This window comes from Christiangramia sediminicola (genome assembly GCF_031344135.1).
Classification (GTDB): domain Bacteria; phylum Bacteroidota; class Bacteroidia; order Flavobacteriales; family Flavobacteriaceae; genus Christiangramia; species Christiangramia sediminicola.
Window position 1 is genome coordinate 141,622 of the sequence record NZ_JAVJIU010000005.1, and the last position, 13,854, is coordinate 155,475.

Sequence of the window (13,854 nt, forward strand, 5' to 3'; positions counted from 1 at the left end):
ATGGTTTTCGATTTAAAGATAACAGGAAAAATTATTTAAATCCAAGGCTTTTTAGCGCATTGCATAAGTTCTGGTTTCTGTTATTTAAGCTGAAAGATATTGGTTATCTTTGCAGGCTATGATTTCAGAAGAGACAAGAGAGCTGGTAGACAGGGGAGTGATGCTTCCATTAATGGAAGAATTCTATACTATACAGGGCGAAGGTTTTCATAAAGGAACCGCGGCATATTTTATTAGAATTGGTGGTTGCGATGTAGGTTGCCACTGGTGTGATGTCAAGGAAAGCTGGGATGCAGAAGTTCATCCACCTACGCATATTGGTCAGATAGTTGAGAATGCTACAAAATACAGTAAGACTATTGTGATTACTGGTGGAGAGCCTCTAACCTGGGATATGACCGAGCTTACCGGAAACCTGAAAAAGAAAGGTTGTGATATTCATATTGAAACTTCAGGAGCTTATGATCTTACAGGAACCTGGGACTGGATCTGTCTATCTCCAAAGAAAATCAAACTTCCAAAAGAAGAAATTTATCCAAAGGCCAATGAGCTGAAAGTTATCGTCTTTAATAAACATGATCTTAAATTTGCTGAAGAGCAGGCAGCCAAGGTAAGTGAAGATTGTATTCTTTATTTGCAACCAGAATGGAGTAACCGGGATAAGGTGATACCGATGATCGTTGATTATGTGATGGAAAATCCAAAATGGAAGGTTTCTTTACAAACGCATAAATATTTGAACATACCTTAAAATAAAAAAGACGCCAACCGGCGTCTTTTTTTTATCTATATCAAATCAATAATTATTTTACTGATTCAAAAGGTACTTTTACATAGCTATTATCCCATCCAATTAGAAGATCTGCTCCTTTGTTAGATTCCTGAAATGCCATTGAAAGAGATTCAATAGTATTTGGAGCTTTTCTTACAGGAACATTAATTCTTACTTTATCTTCCTTATCAGTATACTCATAAGCTCCCCAAGTATTGGTTTTTCCGTTAAGAATAACGGTCCATTCTGTTTCACCAGGTATAGAGTAAAGGGAATAAGTTCCAGCTTTAACAACTGCATCAGCTACTTTCATGTCTTTGTATAAAGTAATCTCAGTTGCTTCATTAGCCCCAGTTCTCCATACTTCTCCATAAGGAATAAGTTTTCCAAAGATCTCACGATCTCTTTTTTGAGGTCTACTGTAAATTACTCTAGCTACAGCCTGGTCGTTTTGATCTCTGTATAATGCAAGATCCATTGGGCTGGCATCCATTTTAGAAAACTTCAGTTCTTCTTTTGAGAAATTTACTTTATCATCTTCCTGTGCGTTCACAGGATTTGCTATTAATAAACAAATGGCGCTGAGGCCTCCTATTATAAGCTTTTTCATGTTATTCTGTTTAGTTTATAATTTTAATAAAGATAATTCAAGCTTGCTGTCATGATTGTTAAAGAATAACAAAGGTGCTGTTAAAATTTGTAATGTTTACATATGAAAGAATTTATCATGCTATTCTAATAATTCACTTTTATATTATATCTAATTACTCGATATATGTTTTCATAAATAACTTAAATAGGTATTAGTGTTTTCTAAAAGTAAGTTTAAACTAATATTTGTATTGTAATTATAAATAATATTAGTCATGTGTGGAATTTTAGCAGTTATCGGAAAAGACGTTGAAGCGGCAAAAATTAGTAGCCTTTCAAAAAAAATGTCTCATAGAGGACCCGATGAAAGCGGATTAAAAATTACAGAGAAAGGTCATGTGTTATCACACGAACGACTTTCTATTGTAGATCTTACAACAGGGATTCAGCCAATCCAGGGAACCAGCTCAGCGTGGATGGTTCACAATGGTGAGATCTACAACCACATGGAACTACGAAATAATGAACTAAAAGATCATTCTTTTAGAACAACTGGAGATTCAGAAGTTATAGTTCATATGTATGAAAAGTATGGCAATGACTTCGTTGATAAACTGGATGGTGTTTTCTCATTTGTGATCATTGATGGCGATGATTTTATAGTTGGAAGAGATCCAATTGGTGTAAAACCATTGTATTATGGTACAGATGAAACTGGAGCTATGTGGTTTGCTAGTGAAATGAAAGCTTTAGCAGAATCTTGCATTGAATTTTCTGCGTTCCCTCCGGGACATTTTTATACTCCGCAGTCTGGTTTTGTAAGATATTATACACCAGAATGGTTTGATTCTGACAAAGCGATTGAACCAGCAGATCTGGCGAAACTAAGAGAAAGCCTTATAGATGCGACCAGGAAAAGATTAATGGCAGATGTCCCGTTAGGAGTACTTTTAAGTGGAGGCTTAGATTCTTCTTTAACATCGTCTATTGCGGCAAGACTTATAGAAGGCTCAGGGCAGAAGCTCCACTCATTTTCTATAGGATTAGATGCTGAAGCTCCAGATCTTATCGCTGCTAGAAAGGTTGCTGACTTCCTGGGAACTGAGCATCACGAAATACATTTTACGGTTGAGCAGGGAATTGAAATTCTAAGTCAGTTAGTGTGGCATTTGGAGACTTATGATGTCACTTCTATAAGAGCAAGCACGCCAATGTATTTCTTATCTAAAGCGATCGCTGAAAAGGGAATTAAAGTAGTTCTTTCTGGAGAAGGTTCAGATGAGATCTTTGGAGGTTACCTGTACTTTAAGAATGCGCCTTCAGCTGGAGAATTTCAAAAAGAGACTATTAGAAGAGTTCAAAGGCTTGCGACTGCAGACTGTTTAAGAGCTGATAAATCAACTATGGCTCATGGGTTGGAAGCAAGGGTGCCATTTCTGGACAAAGCCTTTTTAAAGACGGCTATGGAAATTGTTCCTGAAGAGAAAATGCCTGTAACCTATGATGGCGTTGAGAAATTTATTCTTCGTAAAGCATTTGATACTCCAGAAAGACCATTTCTTCCAGATGAGGTTCTTTGGAGGCAAAAGGAGCAGTTTAGCGATGGAGTTGGTTACAACTGGATAGATGAGCTTATTGATTATGCTTCAAAACAAGTAACTGATGTGCAAATGGAGACAGCAGCCTTGAAATATCCAATAAATACTCCGGCAACGAAAGAGGCTTATTTTTACAGAGAATTATTCAGTAAACATTTCCCTCAGGATTCAGCAGCTAAAACTGTAAAAAGATGGGTTCCGAAATGGCAAAAAGACCTGGATCCAAGTGGTCGTGCCAACGAAACTCATGTTGCACCCGGAATGAAAAAAGAAATGATCAAAGTTTAATTTTCATCACTATCTGAAAATGGAACCCGAAACCTGAAAGTAATCTTGAAGGCTTCGGGTTTTTCCACATAATTTGTTGATAACTTAAGGTCTTATGAGCCTGCTTCAACCTGTTAAAAATATGCGAATTGTTATATTTGTTCGTTATCCAAGAAGACAAAATTAATTAGCATATTATATGAGCGAAGAAGCTAAGAAACATAATTATTCCGCCGACAGTATTCAGGCGTTGGAGGGAATGGAGCATGTTCGTATGCGGCCTTCAATGTATATTGGGGATACCGGCGTTAGAGGTTTGCACCATTTGGTATATGAAGTTGTTGATAACTCTATCGATGAGGCCCTTGCCGGACACTGTGACAATATAAAAGTTATTATCAATGAGGATAATTCCATTACCGTAGAAGATAACGGTAGGGGTATCCCGATTGACATGCATAAAAAAGAAGGCGTTTCTGCACTACAGGTTGTAATGACCAAAATTGGTGCTGGAGGGAAATTTGATAAGGATTCTTACAAGGTTTCCGGTGGTCTTCACGGAGTTGGGGTTAGTTGTGTAAACGCACTTTCAACTCATCTTAAAGCTACAGTTTACAGAGATAACCAGATCTGGGAACAGGAATATGAAATTGGAAAACCAATGTATCCTGTTAAGCCGGTTGGTGAAACAGAATTAAGCGGTACTCTGGTGACGTTTAAGCCAGATCCCAGCATCTTTACGCAGACTCTGGAGTATAATTATGATACTCTGGCTAGTCGTATGCGTGAGCTGGCTTACCTGAATAAGGGTATTCGAATCAGTCTTACCGATAAAAGAAATAAGGAGGATAATGGTGAATTTGTTCATGATGACTTCCATTCTGAAGAAGGACTGAAGGAATTTATAAAGTTCCTTGATGGTAACCGTGAACCTATTATTGGGGATGTGATTTCCATGGAAGGTGAAAAGAATGATATTCCGGTAGAAGTTGCAATGGTGTACAATACCTCATTCAATGAAAACCTGCATTCTTATGTAAATAACATCAATACTCACGAAGGAGGAACGCATTTATCAGGATTTAGAAGAGGTCTTACTACTACTCTGAAAAAATATGCCGATGCTTCAGGTCTTCTGGACAAAGTGAAATTTGAAATTACCGGAGATGATTTCCGTGAAGGATTAACTGCGATCATTTCGGTAAAGGTTGCTGAACCTCAATTTGAAGGTCAGACGAAAACAAAACTTGGTAACCGTGAGGTTACTTCAGCAGTGTCTCAGGCGGTTTCAGAAATGCTTGAGAATTATCTTGAAGAAAATCCGAATGATGCAAAAACCATCGTTCAGAAAGTAATACTTGCTGCGCAGGCTAGAAATGCCGCGAAAAAAGCCCGTGAAATGGTTCAGCGTAAAACTGCCATGAGTGTTGGTGGTTTGCCTGGGAAATTATCTGACTGCTCTGAGCAGGATCCAGAACAATGTGAAGTATTCCTTGTCGAGGGAGACTCGGCGGGTGGTACGGCCAAGCAGGGTAGAGATCGTAGATTTCAGGCGATACTTCCATTAAGAGGTAAGATCCTGAACGTTGAAAAAGCTATGTCTCACAGGGTTTTTGATAACGAAGAGATCAAGAATATCTATACAGCTCTGGGAGTAACCATTGGGACTGAAGAAGATAGCAAGGCCTTGAACTTATCAAAGTTGAGGTATCATAAGATCGTGATCATGTGTGATGCCGACGTTGATGGTAGCCACATTGAAACACTTATTCTTACGTTCTTTTTCCGTTATATGAAAGAATTGATCGAGAATGGTCATATCTATATAGCCACGCCACCTCTTTACCTTGTGAAAAAAGGTCAGAGAAAGCGTTATGCCTGGAATGAAAAGGAACGTGATGAGATCGCCGCGGAATATAGTGGAGGTGTTCAAATCCAGAGATATAAGGGTCTTGGGGAGATGAACGCTGAACAACTTTGGGATACTACAATGGATCCTGAATTCAGAATTTTAAGACAGGTGAACATCGATAATGGTGGGGAAGCCGATAGGATCTTCTCTATGCTAATGGGAGATGAGGTTCCACCACGAAGAGAGTTCATTGAAAAGAATGCGAAGTATGCAAATATTGATGCATAATCATTGCTGATATACATTTTAAAAGACCCACACCTTACTAATAAGTGTGGGTTTTTTACGTTCTGGTATGGAGCGAAACTAATATTTACTATTTTTAAACACCTAAACCCAAATTGTCGTGAAAAATATCACCAAAATTATGTTCCTGGGAATTTTTGCATTTTCCCTGAACACTTCAGCTCAGGAAGCGCAAACCGATTTAGATTTATTCGTAAATGATATGCTTTTTCTAGCCAACGGATTTGCTAGTCCGGCTTCTGAAAGTGCAGCTTACCAGGCAACTGCCGGGTGGTTTACTTCAGCTAGAGCATTAGATAAATGGCAGGTAGATGTTTCTTTGCATGCTAACGCGATATTCGTGCCTACGAGTAAAAAGGAATTTACTATTAATAATAATGATTTCAATATTCTCCAGATAACTGGTGATGAACGCGCTGTTTTGCCTACTGCTTTTGGAGGCGATACCGATATTCAATTTGAAGGAGAGGTAGATTATGCAGGGCAAACCATCCCAATTTCAGAATTTGATGCCATAGATGGTATCGATAAAGGGGCGCTGGCATATCCTTTCGCTCAGGTTTCTGTTGGGTTGCCATATGGAACTGAAATAGCCGTACGTGCTTTGCCTTCATTGGAAATTGACGGTTCAGAATTCAGTACTTACGGGGTTGGGTTGAAGCATAATTTCGGTCAGTATTTTAGATTTAATGACGAAGAAGATTTGCAGGTTGCTGCGGTTGTTTCTTATAATATCTTTGATGTAAAATATGATTTTGATCCGATTTCAGTAGACCAGGTAGTTCAGTTAAACCAGATAGATGTTTCTGCAGATGTATGGATGGCTGAAGCATTGGCTTCCAAGAAATATGAAAATTTTGAAATTTTTGGTGCATTGGGCGTGGCTATGTCAGATTTTGAATATGAATTTGGAGGAAGTGGATTGGCTTTACCGTTGATCAACAGTGAGATCACTAGATTGAATGATAAATCGGCTCAATTTAAAGGTGATATTGGTTTCAACCTATATTTTGATAGATTTAAAATCAGTACAATGGCTACGGCAGGTAAATTTGTAAACCTAAATCTCGGCTTGCACTTCATCCTGTAGATCTTCAATGATTTAACCATTCCTTATTATTAATACTGCCTCATTATTCGTAATTTCGCAGTCATTATTAATAGAAATTAAATAATATTTTAACATGAAAGTTACCATAGTAGGAGCAGGTGCCGTAGGTGCCAGCTGTGCCGAATACGTTGCCATTAAAAATTTTGCTTCAGAAGTTGTATTGCTTGATATCAAAGAAGGTTATGCTGAAGGTAAAGCAATGGACCTTATGCAAACAGCAACTCTTAATGGCTTCGATACAAAAATAACAGGAAGTACTAACGATTATTCTAAAACTGCAGATAGTGATATCGCGGTAATTACCAGTGGTATTCCACGTAAACCGGGAATGACCAGAGAAGAATTGATAGGTATTAATGCCGGGATCGTGAAGGAAGTTTCTTCAAATCTTATCAAGCATTCTCCAAATGTTACTTTGATCGTAGTTAGTAACCCAATGGACACGATGACTTACCTGGTACATAAAACTACGGGTCTTCCAAAAAATAAAATTATAGGAATGGGTGGTGCATTAGACAGCGCTCGTTTTAAATATAGATTAAGTGAAGCTTTAGAGTGCCCTCCATCCGATGTTGACGGAATGGTGATTGGTGGTCACAGTGACACTGGAATGGTGCCGCTTACGAGATTAGCGACCAGAAATTCAGTACCTGTAACAGCTTTCTTATCTGAAGATAGATTGAACCAGGTTTCAGAAGATACTAAAGTTGGTGGTGCAACCTTAACAAAACTTCTTGGAACAAGCGCGTGGTACGCTCCGGGAGCAGCCGTTTCAGGTCTTGTTCAGGCTATTGCATGTGATCAAAAGAAAATGTTCCCTTGTTCAGCATTGTTGGACGGTGAGTATGGGCTAAGCGACCTTTGTATTGGTGTGCCGGCTATTCTTGGAAAAGATGGTCTAGAGAAAATTGTGGAATTACAACTGGATGATGCTGAAAAAGCTAAAATGAAGGAAAGTGCTGAAGGTGTTAAAAAAACCAACGGATTACTTGACGTATAATTTTTTAGTAAAATCCATTCAAAATACTCTTGAAAGCCACAGTTTCTGTGGCTTTTTTGATGGATTAAAAAGTTAAAATTATCCAAAAAAAAATATTGGGATTTGACAATTGAAGTCCTATATTTGTCCGTTTTTAAAATAGACCTAATAATCAATAATTTGAGGAATAATGCAGAATAAAGGACTGATAAAAGTTTTTGCAATTTTGTTTGGGCTGGTATGTCTTTATCAGCTGTCTTTTACGTTTATAACAAATAATGTTGAGACTGATGCTGAGGAGTTTGCCATTCAGGGAATTGGAGAAGATGTAGAAAATTACTCAGAACTACGTGACCAGGCTGAAGCAAGGTATTTAGATTCTATCGGTAATAATGATGTGATCGCTGGGATTACCTACAACGACGCCAAAGACAAAGAGCTTAATAAAGGGCTTGACCTAAAAGGAGGGATCAACGTGATCCTTCAGATTTCGGTTAAAGACATCTTAAGCGGTTTGGCTAACGATACCAGAGATCCTGCTTTTAGAAAAGCAATCGCTGAAGCTGACGAAGCACAAACAGATAGCCAGGAGAACTATGTAGATCTATTCTTCGAATCTTTCAACAATATTCCAGATGCAAAACTTGCATCTCCAGATGTTTTTGCAAATAAGACTTTAAGTGATGAGGTGAACTTCAACATGAGTAATGAAGAAGTTGAGCCAATCATTAGAAAGAAAATTGATGAGTCTATTACTTCTGCTTTTGAAGTTCTTAGAAAACGTATCGATAAGTTTGGTGTAACTCAACCAAATATTCAGCGTTTAGGGAATTCAGGAAGAATTCTTGTTGAATTACCTGGAGCTAAAGATATCAGCAGGGTTAAGAATCTACTTCAAAGTACGGCACAGTTAGAATTCTGGCACGTATATAAGAATAATGAAATTGGAAACTTCCTAATTCAGGCAAACAATATGCTTGCAGGAATGAAGCGTTCTGAAGAAGCTGCAGCTGAAAAGCCTGCAGATACTACTGAAACTTCTGGCGACAGCGAGATAGATGATCTTTTAGCAGATGCTGAAGACAGTACTGAAGTTGAGACTGGAAATAATCCGTTGATCGATCTTGTCGTATCTCCAGGATTCCAGGGAGGACCTGTTCTTGCAACTTTCAACGTTCAGGATACCGCAAAGGTGATGGATATGATCCAGAAGCCTCAGGTTAGATCGTTACTTCCTTCAGAAATGAGATATGCGAAATTCGTATGGGGAGTTCCAGATGAAGAAACTGAAACTACAGGATTATACGCTTTAAAAGGAAATCGTAACATGGAGCCACCATTAAGTGGTAGTGTTATTACCGATGCTCAGCAAACTTATGATCAGTTAGGTCGTATTGCAGTAAGCATGCAAATGGATGGAACTGGAGCTAAGATCTGGGAAGATATGACTGGAAAAGCTTCTAACGAGCAAAGCCAGATCGCCATTGTTCTTGATAATATCGTTTATTCTGCACCTGGAGTTTCAACAGGAGCTATTTCAGGAGGAAGAAGTGAGATCACAGGTGATTTCACGATCACTGAAGGTCAGGATTTAGCAAACGTTCTACGTGCGGGTAAACTTCCTGCTTCTGCAGATATCATTCAAAGTGAGGTTGTAGGACCATCACTTGGTCAGGAAGCAATTGATAGTGGTATCATGTCTTTCGTGATCGCTTTAATTCTTGTTTTGATCTGGATGATTCTTTACTACGGTAAGGCAGGAATTTTTGCAGATGTTGCTCTTGTAGTAAACATTCTTTTCATCTTCGGAATCCTTGCAGGATTAGGAGCTGTACTTACATTACCTGGTATTGCCGGTATCGTATTAACGATAGGTATGTCTGTAGATGCGAACGTACTTATTTTTGAAAGGATTAAAGAGGAACTTGCTAAAGGAAAGGCTCAGAAGGATGCGATTAAAGATGGTTTCAACAATGCATTATCTTCTATTCTTGATGCGAACATTACAACAGGTCTTACCGGTTTGATCTTATTCCTACTTGGAACAGGACCAATTAAAGGTTTCGCAACAACATTATTAATAGGTATTGCTACTTCTTTATTTACTGCAATTTTCATCACCAGATTATTTATTGATGGATATGGTAAAAAAGGAAAATCTATAGACTTTACAACGTCTCTAACAAAGAACCTGTTTACAAACATGAATATCGACTTCCTTGGTAAAAGGAAAGTTGCGTATATCGTTTCAGGATTATTCATCGTGATTAGTCTTGGATCTTTATTAACTCAGGGTCTTAACGAAGGTGTAGATTTTGTCGGAGGTAGAACTTATACAGTGAGATTCGCTGATGATGTGAGTCCTACTGAAGTACAAAATGATCTTGTTGCTACTTTTGGTAGTGCTGAGGCTAAAACATTTGGTCCAGATAACCAGTTGAAGATTACTACAAAATATAAGGTTGATGAAGAAGGAGCTGAAGTAGATGAAGAGATCCAGAGATCGCTTTACGAATCTTTAGGTTCTTATCTTCCTGCCGACCTTACTTATGAGGATTTCGTTGATGGTGCAGATGATAAAGATGTTGGTGTGATGAAATCCATGAAAGTTGGAGCTACTATCGCCGATGATATTAAAAATGCTTCATTCTGGGCAGTACTTGGATCGTTGATCGTTGTATTCCTTTACATCTTATTACGTTTCCGTAAATGGCAGTTTAGTTTAGGTGCGGTTGCTGCAGTATTCCATGATGTTCTTGTGGTACTTGGTATCTTCTCTTTACTATACAAAGTGATGCCTTTCAACATGGAGATCGATCAGGCATTTATCGCAGCGATACTTACAGTAATTGGTTACTCTCTGAATGATACGGTGGTTGTATTTGACCGTATTAGAGAATATGTGAACGAACACACAAGCTGGCCATTAGGTAAAACTGTGAACGCTGCATTAAACAGTACATTAAGTAGAACATTGAATACCTCGCTTACTACCTTGGTAGTACTTCTTGCGATCTTCATCTTTGGAGGAGAGAGCATCAGAGGGTTTATGTTCGCCCTAATCGTTGGTGTGATTGTAGGTACTTATTCTTCGTTATTCATTGCAACTCCTGTAATGTTCGATAGCGTTAAGAAGAAGTCTTCAATACAGAAGAAAGAAAAACCGAAAACTGAGGAAGCTACTACAGCTTAATCTCAGATTAAGAATAACAAAAAAGGCTTTCCAATCGGAAAGCCTTTTTTTATGCTCATTATAAAGTTTGTTCTAAATTATTCTGTTTTTATAAAACTGAATCTATCATCTTTTTCCAATCCCCATTCATCAGATAAACCTCCGTTGATCTCTAGAATAAATTGAGTAGGCCCTTCAGATGGAAGTGAGGTCTCATCTCTTGGTGTTGCATTTTTCTGAATACTTACCAATGTACTGTCTGCCTCATAATAGATAATGTCTAAAGGGATGTAAGTGTTCTTCATGTAAAAGCTTCTTATCCTTTCAGAATCATAAATAAATAGCATTCCCTGGTCATCTTTCATGCTATCGCGATACATAAGACCTGTTTGATGCTCGTAATCAGATTCGGCAAGCTCTATATCCAGCTTCTTAATGGTATCACCAGAATTGGCTTTTATCAGGTAAAGTTCAGCTTCTTTTTTGAACGCAATAGGTTCAGTTTCTATACTCTCAGGCTGTTTCTTTTCATCCTCACATGACAAAGTAGAAGATAGGATCAAACTAAGAGCAGCAAGACTTAAAATTCGTTTTCTCATGCCACTGTTTTTTGTTTTGTTGGTCTGTACATGAAGTATAATCCTGCAATTACGAATGGAATACTAAGCCATTGCCCTGTATTCAATAACCAATTTGCACGTTCGCCTACCTGTGGTTCTTTAATGAATTCCACAAAGAATCTAACGGTCCATAGTAATACAAGGAATAAACCGAAAATATAACCTGTTTTAAAGCGTTTTTCCGTTTTCCAATATATGAACCATAGAATAAGGAAAATTCCAAGATAGCAAGCCGATTCGTATAGCTGAGCAGGATGTCTTGCAAAGTCTTCTCCTAGTTTTTCAAAAACAACTCCATAATCTGAGTTCGTTGGTTTTCCGATAATTTCAGAATTGATGAAATTTCCAATTCTCACAAAAATGGCACCACTGGCAACCGGAATTACAATTCTGTCTAATATCCATAATACCGGTTTCTGAAGTATTCTTTTAGCGTAAAGATACATGGCCACTATAATACCAATAGCAGCACCATGACTTGCCAATCCTCTGAATCCTGTAAATTCGAAATTAGGTTCAAATCTTACCGGAAGGAAAATTTCAAGTAAATGATTTTGAAAATATTCCCAGTCGTAAAAAATAACATGTCCTAATCTTGCTCCAATTAAAGTTGCAAGAACGGTGTATATGAATAAGGAATCTAATTTTTCTATAGCGATGCCTTCACGAGTGTAAATACTTTTCATAATGTACCAGCCAAGAGTAAAGGCGATTATAAACATTACGCTATAGTAGTGGAGTGTAAGAATTCCCAGATCCAGTCCTTCAGACGGATTCCAGTGAATGGCATTGATCAGCATATAAATTTATTTGATAAGCCGTAAATATACGTATTTGCGAATTCTTTAGCTGTTTTTAGACTTGGATTTTCCCGGCACTGGATCATAACCGCAGCCTCCCCATGGGTGGCACCTCGAAATTCTTTTAAGTCCAAGCCAGAATCCCTTAACTCCCCCATGAATTTCTATCGCCTGCAGCATATAAGTAGAGCATGACGGCTCATACCTACAAGTGGCAGGAGTTAGTGGCGAAATAAATTTCTTGTAGAACTGAACCAGTGCGGTCAAAATATAACTTAACCCTCGGTTCAGCATGATTGAATTATTTTAGGGAGAAAGAAGTGCCTTCTTTTCCGTCTTTTAATTGAATGCCTAATTCTAATAATTGATCTCTAATCTGATCACTTAAAGCAAAATTCTTGTTACTTCTTGCTTCAGCTCTCAATTTGATCAAAAGTTCAACTGTTCCGGCAAGTTTATCTTCGTCATTTTCTTTTTCTGAAGCTCCATCAAGCAAGCCAAGAATATCAAACATAAAAGCCTTCATGGTATCCTTCAATTCTGTTTTATCCTCTTCAGAAATTTGAACAGTACCATCCTTGATACCATTGATAGTTTTAACAGCATCAAATAATTTGGCAATCACTATCGGACTGTTGAAATCGTCATTCATCGCATCATAGCAGGACTGCTTCCATGCATTCAGATCGAAATCAGTTTTACCTGAAAATGGAAGATCATCAATAGAATGATATGCCTCCATTAGTCGATTAAACCCTTTCTCGCTTCCCAGTAGCGCCTCACTAGAAAAATCCAGAATACTTCTATAATGTGCCTGAAGAATAAAAAATCTTACCACATTTGGTGAGAAAGCCTTAGTGAGAATATCATTCTCGCCTGTAAAAATTTGCTCTGGAAGAATGAAATTACCGGTACTTTTGGCCATTTTCTTACCATTAAGGGTAAGCATATTTGCGTGTAGCCAGTAATTTACCGGTGATTTTCCAGTAGCTGCTTCTCCCTGTGCGATCTCACATTCGTGGTGAGGGAATTTAAGATCCATTCCGCCCCCATGAATATCGAATTCTTCACCAAGATATTTGGTACTCATTACGGTACATTCAAGATGCCATCCTGGAAAACCATCACTCCATGGTGAAGGCCATCTCATGATATGCTGTGGTTCCGCTTTTTTCCATAAAGCAAAATCCTGAGGATTTCGTTTATCACTTTGTGCGGCAAGCTCACGGGTATTCGCGATCATATCTTCAATCGCTCTTCCACTAAGTCTGCCGTAAGCATGTTCTTTATTGAATTTTATAACATCAAAATATACTGAACCATTAGCTTCATAAGCGAAGCCATTTTCAAGAATTGTTTTAATGATCTCAATCTGTTCAACAATGTGCCCTGTAGCAGTTGGTTCGATGCTGGGAGGGAAGTTGTTGAACTTATTCAGAATATTATGAAAGTCTACAGTGTATTTCTGTACAACTTCCATAGGCTCAATTTGTTCCAGGCGAGCTTTCTTAGAGATCCTGTCCTCACCACTATCAGCATCATTTTCGAGATGCCCGGCATCGGTTATATTTCTTACATAGCGAACTTTATATCCAAGATGTTTTAGATACCTGAAAACAAGATCAAAAGAAATGAATGTACGGCAGTTTCCTAAGTGCACATTGCTGTAAACCGTTGGTCCGCAAACATACATACCTACATTTCCTTCGTTGATGGGGGTGAAAATTTCCTTTTCACCGCTCATTGAATTGTAAAGTTTCAGGCTTTGTTCCTGGTAAAGCGCCAT

11 protein-coding genes are annotated in these 13,854 nt (G+C 38.2%); 6 read left to right on the forward strand and 5 right to left on the reverse strand.

The window, feature by feature from the left end; translation table 11 throughout:
• Nucleotides 1–118: 118 nt before the first annotated feature.
• Nucleotides 119–751, forward strand: coding sequence for a 7-carboxy-7-deazaguanine synthase QueE (locus RE431_RS14380; protein ID WP_309562670.1), 633 nt, complete (start codon nt 119–121; stop codon nt 749–751).
• 52 nt (nt 752–803) lie between these two features.
• Here the strand turns inward: RE431_RS14380 and RE431_RS14385 are convergent, their stop codons facing one another.
• A complete protein-coding gene (locus RE431_RS14385; protein WP_309562671.1) occupies nt 804–1,382 on the reverse strand; it encodes a DUF2911 domain-containing protein in 579 nt (192 codons plus the stop codon).
• A 256-nt stretch (nt 1,383–1,638) separates the two neighbouring features.
• Here RE431_RS14385 and asnB point away from each other — a divergent pair, with 256 nt between their 5' ends.
• The 5 genes from asnB (at nt 1,639) to secDF (ending at nt 10,669) form a co-directional block, all read left to right on the forward strand.
• Nucleotides 1,639–3,249: an asparagine synthase B gene (asnB, locus tag RE431_RS14390; RefSeq protein WP_309562672.1), complete on the forward strand. Its 1,611-nt coding sequence runs from the start codon at nt 1,639–1,641 to the stop codon at nt 3,247–3,249.
• 178 nt (nt 3,250–3,427) lie between these two features.
• A complete protein-coding gene (gene gyrB / locus RE431_RS14395; protein WP_309562673.1) occupies nt 3,428–5,368 on the forward strand; it encodes a DNA topoisomerase (ATP-hydrolyzing) subunit B in 1,941 nt (646 codons plus the stop codon).
• Nucleotides 5,369–5,486: 118 nt separating this feature from the next.
• Entirely contained in the window at nt 5,487–6,476 is a 990-nt protein-coding gene (locus RE431_RS14400; protein WP_309562674.1) for a DUF6588 family protein, read from the forward strand.
• 94 nt (nt 6,477–6,570) lie between these two features.
• Entirely contained in the window at nt 6,571–7,497 is a 927-nt protein-coding gene (locus RE431_RS14405; protein ID WP_309562675.1) for a malate dehydrogenase, read from the forward strand.
• Between the two features lie 169 nt (nt 7,498–7,666).
• Nucleotides 7,667–10,669 (forward strand): protein translocase subunit SecDF, encoded by a 3,003-nt coding sequence (gene secDF / locus RE431_RS14410; protein ID WP_309562676.1) that lies wholly within the window; start codon nt 7,667–7,669, stop codon nt 10,667–10,669.
• Between the two features lie 77 nt (nt 10,670–10,746).
• Here the strand turns inward: secDF and RE431_RS14415 are convergent, their stop codons facing one another.
• Genes RE431_RS14415 through cysS form a run of 4 tightly spaced genes read right to left on the reverse strand, consistent with a single transcriptional unit; the run spans nt 10,747 to nt 13,854 of the window.
• Nucleotides 10,747–11,247, reverse strand: a complete 501-nt coding sequence (locus RE431_RS14415) for a DUF192 domain-containing protein (RefSeq protein ID WP_309562677.1) — start codon at nt 11,245–11,247, stop codon at nt 10,747–10,749.
• On the reverse strand, nt 11,244–12,068 hold the full coding sequence (gene lgt, locus RE431_RS14420; RefSeq protein ID WP_309562678.1) for a prolipoprotein diacylglyceryl transferase: 825 nt from the start codon (nt 12,066–12,068) through the stop codon (nt 11,244–11,246). The genes RE431_RS14415 and lgt overlap by 4 nt, the downstream gene beginning before the upstream one ends.
• A gap of 45 nt (nt 12,069–12,113) precedes the next feature.
• Nucleotides 12,114–12,362: a membrane protein insertion efficiency factor YidD gene (gene yidD, locus RE431_RS14425; protein ID WP_309562679.1), complete on the reverse strand. Its 249-nt coding sequence runs from the start codon at nt 12,360–12,362 to the stop codon at nt 12,114–12,116.
• Between the two features lie 7 nt (nt 12,363–12,369).
• Nucleotides 12,370–13,854 carry a cysteine--tRNA ligase gene (cysS, locus tag RE431_RS14430; RefSeq protein ID WP_309562680.1) on the reverse strand — a complete coding sequence of 495 codons (1,485 nt, stop codon included), beginning with the start codon at nt 13,852–13,854 and terminating at the stop codon, nt 12,370–12,372.

What these genes read in the sequence shown, in the direction of transcription:
- secDF (WP_309562676.1), top strand. Translation starts at nt 7,667, where the DNA reads ATGCAGAATAAAGGACTGATAAAAGTTTTTGCAATTTTGTTTGGGCTG.
- lgt (WP_309562678.1), bottom strand. Translation starts at nt 12,068, where the DNA reads ATGCTGATCAATGCCATTCACTGGAATCCGTCTGAAGGACTGGATCTG.
- RE431_RS14385 (WP_309562671.1), bottom strand. Translation starts at nt 1,382, where the DNA reads ATGAAAAAGCTTATAATAGGAGGCCTCAGCGCCATTTGTTTATTAATA.
- RE431_RS14380 (WP_309562670.1), top strand. Translation starts at nt 119, where the DNA reads ATGATTTCAGAAGAGACAAGAGAGCTGGTAGACAGGGGAGTGATGCTT.
- yidD (WP_309562679.1), bottom strand. Translation starts at nt 12,362, where the DNA reads ATGCTGAACCGAGGGTTAAGTTATATTTTGACCGCACTGGTTCAGTTC.
- RE431_RS14415 (WP_309562677.1), bottom strand. Translation starts at nt 11,247, where the DNA reads ATGAGAAAACGAATTTTAAGTCTTGCTGCTCTTAGTTTGATCCTATCT.
- RE431_RS14405 (WP_309562675.1), top strand. Translation starts at nt 6,571, where the DNA reads ATGAAAGTTACCATAGTAGGAGCAGGTGCCGTAGGTGCCAGCTGTGCC.
- gyrB (WP_309562673.1), top strand. Translation starts at nt 3,428, where the DNA reads ATGAGCGAAGAAGCTAAGAAACATAATTATTCCGCCGACAGTATTCAG.
- asnB (WP_309562672.1), top strand. Translation starts at nt 1,639, where the DNA reads ATGTGTGGAATTTTAGCAGTTATCGGAAAAGACGTTGAAGCGGCAAAA.
- cysS (WP_309562680.1), bottom strand. Translation starts at nt 13,854, where the DNA reads ATGGCGCTTTACCAGGAACAAAGCCTGAAACTTTACAATTCAATGAGC.